This is a genomic window from Salmonella sp. 32070601201500089SM (genome assembly GCF_017573605.1).
Classification (GTDB): Bacteria; Pseudomonadota; Gammaproteobacteria; order Enterobacterales; family Enterobacteriaceae; genus Salmonella; species Salmonella enterica.
Genome location: NZ_JAGETK010000007.1, coordinates 46213 through 63761 on the forward strand (window position 1 = coordinate 46213; position 17549 = coordinate 63761).

Sequence of the window (17549 nt, forward strand, 5' to 3'; positions counted from 1 at the left end):
ACACAGTTATGAGTACTCAATTTACGACGCCTGTAGTGACTGAAATGCAGGTTATCCCGGTTGCGGGTCATGACAGTATGCTGATGAACCTGAGCGGCGCGCACGCCCCGTTCTTCACGCGCAACATCGTCATTATTAAAGATAACTCCGGCCATACCGGGGTCGGCGAGATTCCGGGCGGCGAAAAAATTCGCAAAACGCTGGAAGATGCGATCCCACTGGTGGTGGGAAAAACGCTGGGTGAATATAAAAATGTCCTGACCGCCGTTCGCAACCAGTTTGCCGATCGCGATGCGGGCGGACGCGGCTTACAAACGTTCGATCTCCGTACCACTATCCATGTGGTGACTGGCATTGAAGCGGCAATGCTTGACCTTTTGGGCCAACACCTGGGCGTCAACGTCGCTTCGCTGTTAGGCGACGGTCAGCAGCGCAGCGAAGTCGAAATGCTGGGTTATCTGTTCTTTGTCGGCAATCGCAAGGCCACGCCGCTGCCGTATCAGAGCCAGCCGGATGAGCAATGCGACTGGTATCGTCTGCGCCATGAAGAGGCGATGACGCCGGAAACGGTAGTGCGTCTGGCGGAAGCCGCCTATGAAAAATACGGCTTCAACGACTTCAAACTGAAAGGCGGCGTGCTGGCGGGCGAAGAAGAGGCCGAGTCAATCGTGGCGCTGGCGAAACGTTTCCCACAAGCGCGCGTTACGCTCGATCCAAACGGTGCCTGGTCGCTGAACGAAGCGATCAGCATTGGTAAATACCTAAAAGGTTCTCTGGCCTATGCAGAAGATCCGTGCGGCGCGGAGCAGGGTTTTTCCGGACGTGAAGTGATGGCGGAATTCCGTCGCGCGACCGGATTACCGACGGCCACCAATATGATAGCGACCGACTGGCGTCAAATGGGGCATACGCTGTCGCTGCAATCCGTCGATATCCCGCTGGCGGACCCGCACTTCTGGACTATGCAAGGCTCTGTACGCGTGGCGCAAATGTGTCATGAGTTCGGTCTGACCTGGGGCTCGCACTCTAACAACCACTTTGATATTTCGTTGGCGATGTTTACCCATGTTGCCGCGGCGGCGCCGGGCAAGATCACCGCGATCGATACCCACTGGATCTGGCAGGAAGGCAACCAACGTCTGACTAAAGAACCGTTTGAAATTAAAGGCGGCATGGTGCAAGTACCGACCAAACCGGGTCTGGGCGTTGAGCTCGATATGGATCAGGTGATGAAAGCGCATGAGCTCTATCAAAAACATGGCTTAGGCGCGCGTGACGACGCGATGGGAATGCAGTACTTAATTCCTGGCTGGACGTTTGATAATAAGCGTCCTTGCATGGTGCGTTAAGTCAGAGCCGGTTCCGTAAGGAACCGGTCCTTCTCTGGGTGTATGCTTAACAGGATCAACATGCGTAAGGACGACTTATGAAAATAGTGATCGCACCAGACTCGTATAAGGAAAGTTTGAGTGCTCTTGAGGTAGCGACCGCCATTGAACAAGGATTTCGCGAGATCTGGCCTGACGCCGATTACCTGAAATTACCGCTGGCTGATGGCGGAGAAGGTACTGTCGAAGCGATGGTTGAAGCGACGGTGGGTCGAATCGTGCATGTTGAGGTCACCGGGCCGTTGGGGCATCGCGTCAATGCGTTTTATGGGCTTTCCGGCGATGCGCGTTCCGCATTCATTGAAATGGCGGCCGCCAGCGGGCTGGAGCAGGTGCCGCCCGCGCAACGCGATCCGTTGAAGACCACGTCATGGGGAACCGGCGAGCTGATCCGTCATGCGCTGGATGCGGGCGTTGAGCATATCATTATTGGTATCGGCGGTAGCGCCACCAACGATGGCGGCGCGGGGATGGTACAGGCGCTGGGGGCCAGGCTACGGGATGCGCAGGGCAATGATATTGCGCAAGGCGGCATTGGGCTGGAAACACTCGCCAGCATTGATATCAGCGGCCTGGATAAGCGTTTGTCGGCGTGCCATATAGAGGTCGCCTGCGATGTCACGAATCCCCTTACCGGCAAAGAGGGCGCGTCTGCGGTTTTTGGTCCGCAAAAAGGGGCGACGCCGGAAATGATTGAACGCCTGGATACGGCATTGACTCGCTATGCGCATTTGATTGCCCGCGATCTGCATGTCGATGTGTTGGATCTGGCAGGCGGCGGCGCGGCAGGCGGCATGGGGGCGGCGTTATACGCGTTTTGCGGCGCGCAGCTACGGCGTGGCATTGAGATTGTCACCGATGCGCTTCATCTGGAAGCGTGTCTTGCGGATGCTGATTTAGTCATCACCGGCGAGGGACGCATCGACAGCCAGACCATTCACGGTAAAGTCCCTATTGGCGTGGCAAACATCGCCAAACGGTATAACAAGCCGGTAATTGGTATTGCGGGTAGCCTGACGGCGGACGTTAGCGTGGTTCATGAACATGGGCTTGATGCGGTTTTCAGCGTGATTTATACCATCTGCACGCTGGAGGACGCGCTGAAGAATGCGAGTGAAAACGTACGAATGACCGCGCGCAACGTGGCTGCAACGCTGAAAGCGGGGCAACAGTTACGCTGAGTTGTAGGCCGGATAAGGCGGTCACGCCGCCATCCGGCGAATATCAGCCTAATATCTTCTTCGCTTCACGCGCAACATTATCCATCTCATCCAGCAGCTCCAGAAACTCAGGCTCCAGCTCCTCTTCGTGGACGCCGCTGCGAAGCTGTTGCTCAATAAGCTGGCAAAGGTTCTTCATCCGCGGTACGCCGCTATAGCCGCAGCTCCCGTGTAGCTTATGGACCAGATCGACCAGGCCGTTGGGATTTTCTCCCACCAGTTGTTCTTCAATTTTGTTGCGCACTTCCGGCAGAAAATCAATCAGCATTTGCAGCATATCCCGCGCCAGATCGGGCTTACCGGCAGCCTGGCGGAGCGCAAGCTGCCAGTCGAGCGTTGCATTCGGATTGAAGATAAATTCAGCTGGTTCCGGCGCCATCAGACGCGCTGCTACGTTGGCGCCAGGTTTATAGCGCAGCAACAGATTATGCAACTTCTCTTCTTCTATCGGTTTAGCCAGATAGTCGTTCATGCCCGCGCTGAGCAACTTCTCTTTTTGCCCGGCCATCGCATGTGCCGTAACGGCAATAACCGGTGTTTGCTGCTGATGAGGAAGCTGGTGAATCAATTCGCAGGCGCGTATGCCGTCCATATCCGGCATCTGAATATCCATCAAAATCAGATCAAACTGCATTTGTTTCGCCCGATCCACCGCCTGATGTCCGCTATCACAAAGCTCTACGTGCTGGACTTTATCTTCCAGTAACGCGCCGATAAGCTTCAGATTAGCGGGATTATCATCAACCGCCATAACCGTCATGGTGATTTTACTGGTATCCATTAGCAGCGGTTCAGGATGGTGATTCAACTGGCAATATTCCGTCAGCGCTGGCAACAGGCGCGTTGACGTCAATGGTTTTAACAGACAGGCCGCCGCGCCTCCTTGTTTCAGCTTTTCGGCGTTAATTTGCGCATGGCAAGGTAGCGCCAGCAGTAGAAAGTCCGTCATTGACGCCGCTTTCGCCAGACGTTCATGCTGCATGGTGAGCGGCTCGCGGAAGGTCACCGGAACGCTCAAAATCATAATATCGTAGTGCGCTAACGGCAGCGCGGAGAAGGTCGGGCTGTAAACCACTTCCACCGGCGTGTCGCTCAGTAGATCCAGGGTACATTGCGCGGCGGTAGCATTCGGTTCGACATAAGCCAGCCGTTTTCCGGCCAGACATGCGGTCGACGGCCCGTCAATAATGACATTTGGGTTAAGATCAAGATTAATATGAAACCAGAAGGTCGAGCCGCGATTAGGCTGGCTGTGGAAAGAGATATCCCCGCCCATTTCGTTGACCAGCTTTTGCGTAATCACCAGCCCAAGCCCGGTGCCGCCGTGACGGCGAGAAATACTGGCATCGGCCTGGCGAAACGCCTGAAACAGTCGCGACTGGTCGCGTTCCGGAATGCCGATCCCCGTATCGCGGATCTGCACTTCAATCTGTACTTTGGTGTTACTGAGCGCCCGCTTTTCTACCAGAATGTCGATATTGCCACTCTCGGTGAACTTAATGGCATTGCCCACCAGATTAGTAATGACCTGTTGCAGGCGCAGCGGGTCGCCAATCACATTATCCGGGACGTCGTTTTTAATATTTAACGTCAACTCCAGCCCTTTATCATGCGACGAGTGGGCCAGCAGCGTAACCACTTCATCCAGCGTGTTGCGCAGTGGAAAAGGGATACTTTCCAGAATGAGCTTACCGGCTTCCAGCTTGGAGAAGTCGAGCACGTCATTAATGATCGCCAGCAGATTATTCGCGGAACGCTCAATGGTGTTCAGATGGTCGCGCTGGGTGGGGTTCAGCTCCGTTTTTAATGTCAGGCGGGTAAAGCCAATGACGCCGTTCAGCGGTGTTCGCAGTTCGTGCGACATGTTCGCCAGGAACTCCGACTTAATACGCGCCGCTTCCTGGGCACGCTTTTTCGCCAGATCCAGCTCAACGTTTTGGATTTCCATCTGCTCAAGGGTTTCACGCAGGTCCGAGGTGGCCTGATCGATATTATGCTGCATCTCTTCGTGATAGGCGGCGAGCGACATCGCCATGGAATTAATGCCGTTTTTCAGCATATCCAGTTCGCCCAGCATAAATCCTTCCACCCGGCTATCCAGTTGTCCGCGGCGAATGCGGTCAACGGTATTCACCATATTACGGATAGGCCCGGTGACATCGCGCATAAGCCGCCAGCCAAAGATCAGCGCAATGCCAATACAAAAAAGCATCATCACGCTGGAGATAAAAATCTCTTTGTATTGCTGTAGCCTGACCGACTTGAGATCCAGTTCAAGCGCCACATACCCCAGCATATTTTTGGTATTTTTCGCGTCGGCAATCGCTGACTCGTCCGGCGAATAGCTCTCCGAGATAATCGGGGTGCGCAGAATCATAATATCGCCGTGGCGATCGACACTCAGACGACGTGGAAACGGCGCTCCGGCGGGAAGCTGCATCTGTGAGGGGTCCAGATGGAAATTAGACGTTACAAACAGACGGTTATGATCGTCATAAACGGAAATCGCCCGCACAATATCAGAGTGTCTGCGGTGCAGGACGCTGATAAGTTGGCCGATAGACTCCCGGTTTTGTAAGTTCATACCATATTCGCTGGAGACGGCGAGCGGTTCAATAATACTGGCGCCGGCATCTTCCAGTTGACGCTGCAGGTCGTTATAGCGGTGCACTACAAAAAAGATACTGAGCAGCAAACCTATCAGGACGGTCGGGGCCAGGATCAGAATCATCATGCGTGCGCGCAGGCTGTAGTTGGTCATGGAGTTCCGTTATGGGACAATTAGGGTCACACTGTTAAATTGAGAAAAAGCTGGTCAATGGCGCAATTCTACTCTGCAAAACGGCGCGTGACGACGCGTCAGATCATAACCGTTAAAGTCAATGACCTCGATTCATTTGGTCAGGGCGTAGCCCGTCATAACGGAAAGGCGCTGTTTATCCCCGGTTTATTGCCTGAGGAAAGCGCAGAAGTCATTATTACAGAAGATAAAAAGCAATTTGCCCGCGCACGCGTTTCGCGCCGTTTGAATGATAGCCCGGAACGAGAAACGCCGTGCTGCCCGCATTTTGGCGTCTGCGGCGGTTGTCAGCAACAGCATGTCAGCATCGCCCTGCAACAACGCAGCAAAAGCGCGGCGCTGGCGCGTTTGATGAAACACGAGGTGAATGACATCATCGCCGGCGCGCCCTGGGGTTATCGGCGTCGTGCGCGGTTAAGTCTGAATTGCCCGCCGGATAAACCGCTGCAAATGGGATTTCGCAAAGCGGGTTCCAGCGATATCGTCAATGTTGAACAGTGCCCCGTTTTGGCGCCCCAGCTTGCAGCATTGCTGCCCCGAATCAGGGCGTGTCTGGCGAGTTTACACGGCACCCGACATCTTGGGCATGTTGAGCTGGTACAGGCGGGAAGCGGTACGCTGATGATTCTGCGCCATACCGCGCCATTAAGTGCGGCGGATAAAGAAAAACTGGAACGCTTTTCGCATTCTGAGGGATTGTCTCTGTTTCTGGCGCCGTTTAGCGAGATACTGGAAACGGTATCTGGCGAGGCGCCCTGGTATGATTCGCACGGCTTACGTTTAGCCTTCAGTCCGCGAGACTTTATTCAGGTTAATGAGGCGGTAAACCAGCAAATGGTCGCCCGCGCGCTGGAGTGGCTTGATGTGCGCGCCGAGGATCGTGTCCTGGATCTGTTCTGCGGAATGGGAAATTTTACGCTGCCGCTGGCAACGCGCGCGGCAAGCGTGATAGGGGTTGAGGGCGTTCCGGCGCTGGTAGAAAAAGGCCGTGAAAACGCCATCCGCAATGGTTTACATAATGTGACATTCTTCCATGAGAACCTGGAGGAAGATGTCACGAAGCAGCCGTGGGCGAAAAACGGCTTTGACAAAGTCTTACTCGATCCTGCGCGTGCGGGGGCTACAGGAGTGATGCGACATATTATAAAATTAAAACCTATTCGCATTGTTTATGTATCCTGTAACCCGGCGACGCTGGCGCGCGATAGTGAAGCGCTGGTCAATGCGGGATATGAGGTTACGCGTTTAGCGATGCTCGACATGTTCCCGCACACAGGACATCTGGAATCAATGGTTCTGTTCGAGCGCATGTAATGATTACCGGCTTACCGACTTCGGTAGGCCTGGTCCCTTAAGGAGAGGACGATGGTCGCGGTAAGAAGTGCACATATTAATAAAGCTGGTGAATTTGATCCGAAGAAGTGGATCGCAAGCCTGGGAATTTCCAGCCAGCAGTCGTGTGAGCGCTTAGCCGAAACCTGGGCGTATTGCCTGCAACAGACACAAGGACATCCGGATGCGGATCTGTTGCTGTGGCGTGGCGTGGAGATGGTAGAAATTCTTTCCACGCTGAGTATGGATATCGACACGCTGCGGGCGGCGCTACTGTTCCCTCTGGCCGACGCCAACGTAGTCAGCGAAGATGTACTGCGCGAAAGCGTCGGCAAATCTATCGTTACCCTGATTCATGGCGTGCGCGATATGGCGGCGATCCGCCAGTTAAACGCCACTCATAACGACTCTGTTTCTTCGGAGCAGGTTGATAACGTCCGTCGAATGTTATTGGCGATGGTGGATGATTTCCGCTGCGTGGTGATCAAACTGGCCGAGCGAATCGCTCATTTGCGCGAAGTGAAAGAGGCGCCGGAAGATGAGCGCGTGCTGGCGGCGAAAGAATGTACCAACATCTATGCGCCGCTCGCTAATCGTCTGGGCATCGGGCAACTGAAGTGGGAACTGGAAGACTACTGTTTCCGCTACCTGCATCCGGCGGAATACAAACGCATCGCCAAACTGCTGCATGAGCGCCGTCTCGATCGCGAACATTACATCGAAGAGTTTGTTGGACATCTGCGCGCCGAAATGAAAAACGAAGGCGTGCAGGCGGAAGTCTACGGACGACCAAAACATATTTATAGCATCTGGCGCAAAATGCAGAAAAAGCATCTGGCGTTTGATGAACTCTTTGACGTGCGCGCAGTGCGTATCGTCGCTGAACGTCTGCAAGACTGCTACGCCGCGTTGGGGATAGTGCATACGCACTATCGCCACCTGCCGGATGAATTCGATGATTATGTCGCTAACCCCAAACCGAACGGTTACCAGTCTATCCACACCGTGGTCCTGGGGCCGGGCGGTAAAACCGTTGAGATCCAGATCCGTACCAAACAGATGCATGAAGACGCCGAACTGGGCGTGGCGGCACACTGGAAGTATAAAGAAGGCGCCGCGTCCGGCGGCGTGCGTTCCGGTCATGAAGACAGAATTGCGTGGCTGCGTAAGCTGATCGCCTGGCAGGAAGAGATGGCCGACTCCGGCGAAATGCTGGATGAAGTGCGCAGCCAGGTGTTTGACGATCGGGTCTACGTTTTTACGCCAAAAGGCGACGTGGTTGACTTGCCTGCCGGATCTACGCCGCTCGATTTTGCTTACCACATCCACAGCGATGTCGGGCACCGCTGCATCGGCGCGAAAATTGGTGGGCGTATTGTGCCATTCACCTATCAGTTGCAGATGGGCGATCAGGTTGAAATTATCACTCAGAAGCAGCCGAATCCCAGCCGCGACTGGCTGAATCCAAACCTGGGCTATGTGACGACCAGCCGCGGACGCTCGAAAATTCACGCCTGGTTCCGCAAGCAGGATCGTGACAAAAATATCCAGGCTGGACGGCAGATCCTCGACGATGAGCTGGCGCATTTGGGGATTAGCCTGAAAGAGGCCGAAAAACATCTGCTGCCGCGCTACAACTTTAATGAGCTGGAAGAGTTGCTGGCGGCGATAGGCGGCGGCGATATCCGTCTTAATCAGATGGTGAATTTCCTGCAATCGCAGTTCAATAAGCCGAGTGCAGAGGAGCAGGATGCAGCGGCGCTGAAACAGCTTCAGCAAAAAACATACGCGCCGCAAAATCGTCGTAAAGACGACGGGCGCGTGGTGGTAGAAGGCGTGGGTAATTTGATGCACCACATCGCCCGCTGCTGCCAGCCGATTCCGGGGGATGAAATTGTCGGCTTCATTACTCAGGGGCGGGGGATTTCCGTGCACCGGGCCGACTGCGAACAGCTGGCGGAACTGCGCTCCCATGCGCCGGAGCGGATCGTAGAGGCGGTATGGGGTGAAAGCTATTCGGCGGGATATTCGCTGGTGGTGCGCGTCCAGGCCAACGATCGCAGCGGCTTGCTACGTGATATCACCACCATTCTGGCTAACGAAAAAGTCAACGTGCTGGGCGTCGCCAGCCGCAGCGACATTAAACAGCAGATCGCCACCATTGATATGACCATCGAGATCTACAACCTGCAGGTGCTGGGCCGGGTGCTCGGTAAGCTGAACCAGGTGCCGGATGTGATTGATGCACGGCGACTGCACGGGGGGTAAACCCCAGACAGTAATCATGTAGCGGCTTTGCTACTCGTTCAGCAAAGCCGCATTAGCAACCCCATAAGCATGAGATATGGGGTATGTTTTTGACGTACATTTCATTTCCGGTGTACTCTTATGTAAGATTTATACTTACAGTGGAGGCTGTTATGGCCAGAACAATGACCGTTGATCTTGGCGATGAACTGCGCGAGTTTATTGAATCGCTCATAGAATCAGGTGATTACAGAACACAAAGTGAAGTGATCAGAGAGTCTCTTCGTCTGCTGAGGGAAAAACAGGCCGAGTCACGACTTCAGGCGTTACGTGAACTTCTGGCTGAAGGTCTGAACAGCGGAGAGCCGCAGGCCTGGGAAAAGGATGCCTTTTTACGGAAGGTCAAAACAGGGATGATCAAACCCGATGAGAACGGTAAAATTAACGCCAAAGGCCAGTGAAGATCTGGAAAATATCTGGCATTACTGCTGGCAGCATTTTGGCGAAATACAGGCCGATCGATATATTAATCATCTATCAGATATTATTCGGGATGTAGGGAGATACTCGAGGGCTACGGCTTGATGTTTTATAAAGATATCTGGTAGCTATCTGCTTACCAGATATCTGGTATGGTTCCATGAAAATCGGTTTTGTTCAAATTTCTATTCGTATGGCAGTAATACGGTTACCGCACAATCGGTGTCAATGTTGACTCGTCCCCAGGTACCACGAAGTTCTACCATCTGTGAACGGGCACATTCAGTATTGTTTTGATCACAGGGAAGAGCCTCAATTTGCATATTTTTATCGTCACATGCTATTGATACTGTTGCGTTATCTATTATCTGTGCACAAATTGAATCTGATTCATAGACATCACAGGGCATATTTCCATGTCTTAAAAAAATATTTGCAATAAGCTCATTGGTTTTTTATCCACTAAATTCTTTATTTATTGAAGTTATTTCTGAGTATTTATCAAAAGAAGCAGCTAAATTTTCAGGATCGATTGACGCGATAATTTGTACGCTGTCACTATCAAATGACATTTTATCATTAATGGTGGTAATGCTGGTCCCAAAATTGGCGTCAATAATCGAAATTTCCGTTTTTATATTATGGTCTGTAAAGCCGTAAGTAGTTATACTATAAGCGTCATAGGATACTTGATGTTTTTTGGTGTTGTAAGTTATTTCCCCATCAATATATTGCGATTGTGCGTAATCATATGAAGATGGTTCGATATGTAATTTTAAATCTTGTTTGATTATTTGTGCATCGTATAGTGGTGATATATTTAATTGTGCATCGATATTGCTGGTCCAGACACAATCAAGTGTGGAGTTATCATGTGATGTACAGCGGGCCCGGCGGGTTTCAGTCATATTGGGAAGTGTGAAAAAAGTGCTGCCAATGATCATTCTTATACTGGAATCCATTGTTATCGTTGATTCAATATCGACCCATAGTCCAGGACCGCACGTTACCTGACTTCCACGTAGCTTTCCACCGGTACATAACATCTCAATATTCTCTGGTAATAATGATGTTCTAACCCGTAGGTCACTATTTAAATTAGTTGTACCTGCCCCAGTGCCTGTCATATCATTCAATTCGGCCTTGATCTTAACGTATCCAGATCCAAATGTATTGTTGGCGAAGCACATAAATAGAATGAATGAAATTATGATTTTTTTGCTTATGGTCATCATTTTTCCTGTGTTTATTCGTAGGGTATCAAAACGGTAATTGCACAAGTTGTATCAATGCTGACTTTCCCCCAGGTACCATTTATCGTACCTACTTTGCCGTTCAGGCAATGTGTTGTGTCTGAAGCATTACAAGTGCTGCTAAAGGCAAGCTGCGCATTCAGATCGTGACATACAAGAGCAACTGACGTCTTATTAAGACTGTAGTTACACAAGGATGTATCGTCGCATGGCGTATTGCCATGGTAGAGATATACAGAGGCTAGCTCGACATTATTTTTTGCGCCAGTCATGGCGACTTCTGTACTGTGCACTATCGTATTTTCAGAAAATGAAGCATCTAATATTTCTGGAGGAAAATAACGATGCAGGGTGGACGCTGGAGAGCCATTAAGTACAAGTGATCCGTTCCATATACCGAAATCCCCCTCGGTATCTTCTGTCACTGTTACAGTCCATTTGAATTTCAGATTCTCAATGCCCGATGTTTCCGGTTCATAACTAGCGTAACTGCTTACCGATTCATCAATAATAATATGGCCGGAAAGGGATGAATATTGATTAGTGTCACTATTTCCTCCTCCGGGTATTACCGAAACTGTAAGATTTTGCTGGTTAATTGTTATTCCATTCTGTTTGGTAAGTAAGGTGAGGGGAAGTGAAAATGATTTATCCCATACACAAATTGCGCTGTTAGTTGCCTGATTACCCGTACAGTCGGCATGTGCCGTCGCTTTTACCGCTTCACCAGTAAAACTATAAGTGATACCGTTATCGACAGCGGTTGTATTGATGAAAGAAGTTGATGGATCAAACTCAAGGGTGGATTCAAGTCCATAGGGAATTGTACCTTGAGGAATACAACCACCCCCATCGCCTCCACCTGACTTAGTGCACGATGAAAGGATATGAATGTTTGTTGGTAATGGGGTATGTATGGTATCGAGTGTAGGATCGCCAGTCAGTGCACCAAGGCTATCAAACTGTGAAATAATTTGAGAATTATATTCTATATCCGTTCTTACTTCAGCGCATTGTAGCGCAATACACCAAAAACCAGATATTATTACCAGTATTAGCTGTAATAAAATTCGCTGCATTTCATATCCTTATAATTTTACCTATAGCTTACTGATATTCAAAACTCACTGTTGCGCTACCCGAAAATTCCCCCGGCATAACCTCTTCACCAGCGTATTTTTGCAGCCTGGCCTGCAAGTTGATGGTGGTAATCCCTTCTTTCAGCACAAAAGCTGTACCCACTGTTGCATTGATACTCACTGGTTGCTGTGCAGCCGTTTCCACGCCAATCGCAAAACCACTGGCTTCCGACGAGGGCTCCAGCGCCAGCAGTCCGGGCAGGGTACTGTCTTCAACGCCCTGAAAGGTCACCAGCACGCCGTTGGCTAGCGCTGTTTTGCAATCCTGGAGGCTAAGTTTGAATGGAACAGGAGTCGTTTGCCCGCTGGCGTCGAAATTGTCACTGCCAATAGTATGAAAATCCACCGTCGCCATCGTGTCATTATCCACTACCAGGTTACAGGCGCCGGCAACCAGCTTACCGCTGTAGTGCACATTAGGCGTGGCGGCAGGTAACGTATTGCAAACCGCCCATAACATTACGCCTCCGATCAAATGCCCGGCAGTTTGAAAAATACGGTTCATTGGTAATCCACCTGTAACGTGGCAAAAGCCTCAAAATCGCCTTCGGCAGGCTCTTTACCGGGCTGTTTTACCGGCACGGCTTTTAATGTGGGAAGCGATGACTCATCGATGGTTAGCGACGTGCCGGGAGGAATACCGTGCCGTTCTGCTGAAGTTCAATGCCCAGCTCAGGGACATTGGTGGTTAAGGCATTTGCGGAGTAAGGCGTCGCCGTGCCCAGATAGCTCAACGTAAAAGTTAATGCGTCATCGCGAAAGCTGCTGTCGCAGGTAAGGGTCCACGGGATCTCGGTCAGGTAATTGACGCCGTCAATATTATCAATAATCACGCTACCAAAACTGACCTCCAGCGTTTCACCATTATTGATAGTACAGGCGGGCGGGTTTATCAGTTTGCCGTGAAAGGTCAAATTGTCGGCGCAGGCAAACTGGGTGATTAAAAGCGTCAGGATAAGCGCCCTTTTCACTATGAATCTCTCCATCACTGGTAATCCACGACTAACGTCGCACTGGCGTTAAAATCGCCACCCGCTAACTGCGTGGTGGGCTCTTTAACCGGTACGGCTTCCAGCTCCGGCCCATTGCTGCCGCTCAGGGTGAAGTTCAGCCAATCCGTTATGCCAACCGGAACCAGTTGCTTATTGCCCGCCTGCTGAATACGGATGCCTAACCCCTGCACCGAAGTTTGCAGAACCTGCTCCCCGCTGATGGTGGTGGTGGTTCCCTGAATTTGTAGCTTCAGATAGTCACTCGCTCTGCCATCGCAGTTCAGGCTGTAGCCCACAGGTTTCGTTTGAGAAGCATCGCCAACTTTGGTGGTCAGGACATCGCCAAACTCTACGGAAGCGCCGCCTACCGTACAGGGCGGTGGTTGAGTGACGACCAGATGCAGCTCCAGTTGCACGGTTTTTGTGCCGGCAGCCTCGGTGCCGGTAACGAATCCACCGCACAGCAGCACCAGCATTTTCCAGCGAGTCAACATCGTCATAGATCTCTTTCGCACAGGATTACTTATTCGCTTTCTTCTCAGCGTCACGGGTTTTTTCCTCATTGACCTTGCAGGTATTCCCTGAGCAGGTAAAAACCAGCAGGCGATGGCCGCCGTAATCATCGACGTAGCCCACCACCGGCGAGCTGCCGAGCGAGGCACCTTTGATGGGAGAGGTCACTTTTTCACGCGGGGCAATCAGCAGGTTTTTAAAGCCGGAGGCGGTTTCGTTCTCTTTGCTACCGGCATTGCTGATGACGAGGTAAAACGGTGTGGGGTTGTCGAAGATCACACCATCGCCCTGGTAGGTCAGCGTGAGCTTCGTCTGCCACGGGTGCGTCTTATCCACCTGCCGGGCTACGGCTACCGGGCGGTAGAAAAACTTAATACGCGTTTGCAGCGCCAGCTGGAGCGTATTAGGCTTATCGCTTTTCGGCGGAATTTCCCGCACGTTGAAATAAAACAGACTTTCCCGGTCCTGCGGTAGGCTAGCCGCGGCTGGTAACGGCTGGACTTTAACCTGCCCGTCGGATTTTGGCTCAATACGCTGCAGCGGCGGCAGGGCGGTAAAATAGCGGGTATCTTTGGCGAACTTATCGTCTTCCAGCCACGCCTGTGCGAGGTAGGGCAGAGTGGCGTTGCCGTTTTTCAGCGTGACGGTGATTGAATTTTCATTGCCGTTAAAAATAACGCGGGTACGATCCGGCACAATCGCGCTGTGCGATACCAGCGGCGCAGCCAGTAATACCGAAGCGATAAGCGCCTGGCGCTTAAAATGGTTGGTCTTGTTCATTACAGATTCCCTTTATTCCATATCCTTGCGATTCACCGCATGGTTGTCAGCCAGCGGTATGGGCGATGTTTGGATGGTTGTCGCCACCGGCGCGGCCGGTTGGCCATCGGTTTGCGTATGTTCCTGGATTAGCGGTTGCGCAGGCAGCGGAGAACTTTTCTGCGGTGCGGTGGGGGGCTGACCTTCCAGCATTTTGCACGGCAGCAATAGCGCGTTGGCCAATAGCTCCGGTGTAAACGTGGGCGGGAGTGATGCTTCACACTGCGCCGCGCCATCCCAGAAGACTTTCAATGTTTCCCCGGCTTTTACGCCCGCCAGCCAGGCGTTGCCGTCATCGGCCACCAGGCCCAACTGCTGCTGGCGCTCGTTTTTCACTTCGGCGCCGAACGGTGGGAAGTCGCCGTCTGCCAGCCGGAAAACCGCCATCATTTTCTCGCCGCTGACCACGTCAAAGTGACGGTAGCCGATGGCGCCTTCGGTGAGCGTGATCTGCACAACCGACTTAGTAGCTTCCGCCTTCTCCGGCAATTTGTTCAGATCGATACGCGCCAGGCTGCGCGAATAGCTTCCGACATCCGCAATCACGGCCTTGCCGAAAATGTTGGTTGAGGTTGGCGAGCCGCTACCGCTAACGGGGACGTCCGCAATACCGTCGGTATCAACCAGCAAACGTGTGCTGCCCGCTAAACTTCCCCGGTGTAGCGCGCCGCCCTGGGTGGTCAGCGTCATGCCGCCGCGCAGCGACATGCCCAGCGAACGGTACGATCCTTCTTCATAATCCGCGCTCAGATCGATGTCCGTCAGCGCGCCCTGATGGCTGTAATAACCGTCTGCCTGTGCGCCTTGTTCATCCTGCCCGACGTGAAGCTGCCAGTTATCGCCGTTCTGGCTGTGGCCGGAATAGCCGAGCTGATTACGGTGTTGACTACCGTTAAACGTACCGTTGTAGCTGATGGAATCATTGCCCCAGGGAACAGACAGCGAGATATAGACGCCATCATCTTTATCACCGTTATATTCGCTGCGATAGCCGTTCAGCGACGCACTGAGATTTTTTATCGACCCTAAGTCGAAGTACCAGGAAAGAGACAGGTTATAGTTACTCTGATCCGGGCTGTCCCAGAAGGTACTGCGTGAGTAGCTGAAATAGGCGCTCATGCCTTGTTCACGGAAGTTCTGGTTATAGGTGACCGTATAGCGTTCTTTTTCGTGACCGGCATTGAGATGATGATAGGTTTTCGCATCCAGATAGTCGCTCATGCTCATAAAGTTCTTTTCTGAGAAGCGGTATCCGGCAAAGGTTAGTCGGCTGTCGATTTCATCAAAGTCACGGGAGTAGCTGATGCGATATGAGTTACCCTGCAGCGTTTCGCCGTCAAACCCGTCGTCTTGCGGCATGTGGGCGATGGAGTGCGTAATGTCCACCGCCACCGCGCCCACCACGCCAAGATCCTTACCGCTTCCCAGCGCCACGGCCTGATAGTTGCTTTCTCCAATTGCGCCGCCATATAGCGACCAGCCGTTGGTGACCCCCCACGAAGCTTCCGCCGAGGCGAATGTGCCGGTAATGGGGTGATGATCCCAGTCCTGCGGGCGGCCCAGCGCCATCTTGTAGCGCACCATGCCGGGGCGCGTCAGGAAGGGAACCGATGCGGTGTTAACGTCAAACTCCTGGGTCTGACCGTTCTGCTCTTCCACGGTGACGTGCAACGTACCGGAAACGGACTGGTTGAGATCCTGAATACGGAACGGTCCTGCGGGCACCTGCGTTTCATACAGTACGCGCCCCTGCCAGGAGACTTTGACTTTTGCGTTAGAACGCGCAATGCCCACGATCTCCGGCGCATAGCCGCGCAGTTTCGGCGGCAGCATCTGATCGTCAGAAACGACGCTGGCACCGATATAGTTAAAGCTGTCGAAAACATCGGACTGGAGATAGCTTTCGCCCAGCGTAAGTTTGGCCCCGAGCGTCGGTAGTGCGCGATAGGCGTAGTAGCGGCTCCAGCTCTGATCGTGGAGGGTGGAAGTGTTCTCGTCATCGTCACGATGGTCGTAGCTGGCCTGCCAGTCGGCCCGCAGTCGCCATGCGCCCAGGTTCGCGCCTAACGTCCCGTTGCCGCTGATGCTTTGCTCTTCGCTGCCACTTTCTTGATCGTGGCGGAGCTGATTATTAATGTTGTAATCCAGAATGATGCCGGGAATACCATTATCCCAGCGGGCGGGCGGGTCCCAGTCGACATCGCTGTATTCCATATACGCCTGGGGTAAATTCACCAGCAGCGTGGAGTGCCCCAGGTCGGCTTGAAAATCCATGCCTTTCAGTGAATCTGGCGCCAGACATTGTCGTTCACCGTGCGTTATCCAGACGAGTTTTTCCGCGAGTTCCGGTTTTATACCCAATTGCGTAACTAATTCTGGTTCTGCGCAAACCTCGCTTCCTTGTGGATCATGTTCTGGTATAACCCAGTTAACAGGAAATTCCTGCGGCAGAGTCTGTCCGTTAATTTTAATTTGTAAGAGGTAGACGCCTGGCAGAATAAAACCCTTACGAGAAAACTGTGCAATGTTAACGTTATCGCGATTTTTTACATCGAGGAAATCGGTATTAAATTCGATGTCTTTGCCTGACGCGCTATAAGGGGAGGCGCTTAGAAGCATTCCCACTCCGCACGCTATTGGGCAAAGAACACTTTTCCATGTGTTATTCATCAAATATATTCCGCAATAAAACTCAACAGGAATACCCTACCTAAAGCGGCAGGGTATTATCGTCGTGACTCTGTTAACTGAATTACAGGTAAGAGATAGTGACGTTGGCGGCGCTGCTGAATTCACCTGTGCCTACGGTGCCGGTTGCTGCGCCAACCAGCCAGGCGGTGAAATTCAGGCTTTGCTTCTCATCAAGAATGGTATCTCCGTCCAGGTCCGCAATGGCCTGTGTATAGGTATCGCCCAGTTTGATATTGTTTTTGCCAGCATCGCCGATTGCCAGGCTTACGTTGCTAATAGCGCCGGTGCCGTCAGTCTTCATCAGCGCGAGATTATCCGTGGCGCCTGTAGCCGCTGTGGTTCCACTACCTGTAGTGAATACCACATTCATATTTTTCTCGGTAGCCCAGGTACAACCCTCAAGATCGATATGAAAAGTACGGGCATTGTTGATGGTCGTTTTACCATTACTCAGCGTGCCATTACCGATACTTGAGCCCATATTGACTGTTTGATCTTCCGTATCCAATGTGAGAGAGCAGGGGGAGTCAACAATATTACCAAGGAAAGTGACCTTTGCTGTGTTGCTACCCGCGGCTTGAGCGCCGGAGACAATTCCCATAACTAAAGATGCAGTTACTGCCAGTTTACAAAAATGAGATGACTTCATCGTGTTATCCTTAATTAACGTGTTTT

General features: G+C 52.1%; 13 protein-coding genes and 2 pseudogenes. 6 read left to right on the top strand and 9 right to left on the bottom strand.

The annotated features are described in order from the left end of the window. Positions 1-8: 8 nt before the first annotated feature. On the top strand, positions 9-1349 hold the full coding sequence (gudD, locus tag J4728_RS12920) for a glucarate dehydratase (RefSeq protein WP_000107113.1): 1341 nt from the start codon (positions 9-11) through the stop codon (positions 1347-1349). 77 nt (positions 1350-1426) lie between these two features. Then, complete coding sequence (locus J4728_RS12925; RefSeq protein WP_000706493.1) at positions 1427-2569, top strand: glycerate kinase; 1143 nt, start codon at positions 1427-1429, stop codon at positions 2567-2569. Between the two features lie 43 nt (positions 2570-2612). Here J4728_RS12925 and barA read toward each other — a convergent pair whose 3' ends face one another. Beyond that, complete coding sequence (gene barA, locus J4728_RS12930) at positions 2613-5369, bottom strand: two-component sensor histidine kinase BarA (RefSeq protein WP_000186400.1); 2757 nt, start codon at positions 5367-5369, stop codon at positions 2613-2615. Between the two features lie 57 nt (positions 5370-5426). Here barA and rlmD point away from each other — a divergent pair, with 57 nt between their 5' ends. The 4 genes and pseudogenes from rlmD to J4728_RS12950 all read left to right on the top strand — a co-directional run. After that, positions 5427-6722 carry a 23S rRNA (uracil(1939)-C(5))-methyltransferase RlmD gene (gene rlmD / locus J4728_RS12935; protein ID WP_208211850.1) on the top strand — a complete coding sequence of 432 codons (1296 nt, stop codon included), beginning with the start codon at positions 5427-5429 and terminating at the stop codon, positions 6720-6722. Between the two features lie 51 nt (positions 6723-6773). Then, the gene (relA, locus tag J4728_RS12940; protein ID WP_000226842.1) at positions 6774-9008 is read left to right on the top strand and encodes a GTP diphosphokinase; all 2235 of its coding nucleotides are present in this window, start codon (positions 6774-6776) and stop codon (positions 9006-9008) included. A gap of 83 nt (positions 9009-9091) precedes the next feature. After that, positions 9092-9448 (top strand): type II toxin-antitoxin system ParD family antitoxin, encoded by a 357-nt coding sequence (locus tag J4728_RS12945; protein ID WP_000480218.1) that lies wholly within the window; start codon positions 9092-9094, stop codon positions 9446-9448. Beyond that, positions 9414-9533, top strand: a pseudogene (locus tag J4728_RS12950) (type II toxin-antitoxin system RelE/ParE family toxin); the annotation flags it as partial. The gene J4728_RS12945 and the pseudogene J4728_RS12950, both read left to right, overlap by 35 nt. 389 nt (positions 9534-9922) lie before the next feature. On the opposite strand, the gene J4728_RS12955 reads toward J4728_RS12950, so the two are convergent. The 8 genes and pseudogenes from J4728_RS12955 to J4728_RS12990 form a co-directional block, all read right to left on the bottom strand. Beyond that, positions 9923-10702: a hypothetical protein gene (locus tag J4728_RS12955; RefSeq protein WP_243771281.1), complete on the bottom strand. Its 780-nt coding sequence runs from the start codon at positions 10700-10702 to the stop codon at positions 9923-9925. 11 nt (positions 10703-10713) lie between these two features. Then, the gene (locus J4728_RS12960; protein WP_031626935.1) at positions 10714-11799 is read right to left on the bottom strand and encodes a hypothetical protein; all 1086 of its coding nucleotides are present in this window, start codon (positions 11797-11799) and stop codon (positions 10714-10716) included. A 28-nt stretch (positions 11800-11827) separates the two neighbouring features. After that, a complete protein-coding gene (locus J4728_RS12965) occupies positions 11828-12364 on the bottom strand; it encodes a fimbrial protein (protein WP_001079642.1) in 537 nt (178 codons plus the stop codon). After that, positions 12361-12830: pseudogene (locus J4728_RS12970) on the bottom strand (fimbrial protein). The gene J4728_RS12965 and the pseudogene J4728_RS12970 overlap by 4 nt, the downstream one beginning before the upstream one ends. Positions 12831-12844: 14 nt before the next feature. Continuing rightward, complete coding sequence (locus J4728_RS12975; RefSeq protein WP_000178270.1) at positions 12845-13351, bottom strand: fimbrial protein; 507 nt, start codon at positions 13349-13351, stop codon at positions 12845-12847. Positions 13352-13370: 19 nt separating this feature from the next. After that, positions 13371-14144, bottom strand: a complete 774-nt coding sequence (locus tag J4728_RS12980; protein ID WP_001044459.1) for a fimbria/pilus periplasmic chaperone — start codon at positions 14142-14144, stop codon at positions 13371-13373. Positions 14145-14156: 12 nt separating this feature from the next. Beyond that, entirely contained in the window at positions 14157-16853 is a 2697-nt protein-coding gene (locus J4728_RS12985; RefSeq protein WP_279577524.1) for a fimbrial biogenesis outer membrane usher protein, read from the bottom strand. An 82-nt stretch (positions 16854-16935) separates the two neighbouring features. After that, a complete protein-coding gene (locus tag J4728_RS12990; RefSeq protein WP_001534282.1) occupies positions 16936-17523 on the bottom strand; it encodes a fimbrial protein in 588 nt (195 codons plus the stop codon). Between the last annotated feature and the right edge of the window lie 26 nt (positions 17524-17549).

Coding starts and splice junctions, on each gene's coding strand:
- gudD (WP_000107113.1), top strand. CDS start 9: ATGAGTACTCAATTTACGACGCCTGTAGTGACTGAAATGCAGGTTATC.
- J4728_RS12925 (WP_000706493.1), top strand. CDS start 1,427: ATGAAAATAGTGATCGCACCAGACTCGTATAAGGAAAGTTTGAGTGCT.
- barA (WP_000186400.1), bottom strand. CDS start 5,369: ATGACCAACTACAGCCTGCGCGCACGCATGATGATTCTGATCCTGGCC.
- rlmD (WP_208211850.1), top strand. CDS start 5,427: ATGGCGCAATTCTACTCTGCAAAACGGCGCGTGACGACGCGTCAGATC.
- relA (WP_000226842.1), top strand. CDS start 6,774: ATGGTCGCGGTAAGAAGTGCACATATTAATAAAGCTGGTGAATTTGAT.
- J4728_RS12945 (WP_000480218.1), top strand. CDS start 9,092: ATGTTTTTGACGTACATTTCATTTCCGGTGTACTCTTATGTAAGATTT.
- J4728_RS12955 (WP_243771281.1), bottom strand. CDS start 10,702: ATGATGACCATAAGCAAAAAAATCATAATTTCATTCATTCTATTTATG.
- J4728_RS12960 (WP_031626935.1), bottom strand. CDS start 11,799: ATGCAGCGAATTTTATTACAGCTAATACTGGTAATAATATCTGGTTTT.
- J4728_RS12965 (WP_001079642.1), bottom strand. CDS start 12,364: ATGAACCGTATTTTTCAAACTGCCGGGCATTTGATCGGAGGCGTAATG.
- J4728_RS12975 (WP_000178270.1), bottom strand. CDS start 13,351: ATGACGATGTTGACTCGCTGGAAAATGCTGGTGCTGCTGTGCGGTGGA.
- J4728_RS12980 (WP_001044459.1), bottom strand. CDS start 14,144: ATGAACAAGACCAACCATTTTAAGCGCCAGGCGCTTATCGCTTCGGTA.
- J4728_RS12985 (WP_279577524.1), bottom strand. CDS start 16,853: ATGAATAACACATGGAAAAGTGTTCTTTGCCCAATAGCGTGCGGAGTG.
- J4728_RS12990 (WP_001534282.1), bottom strand. CDS start 17,523: ATGAAGTCATCTCATTTTTGTAAACTGGCAGTAACTGCATCTTTAGTT.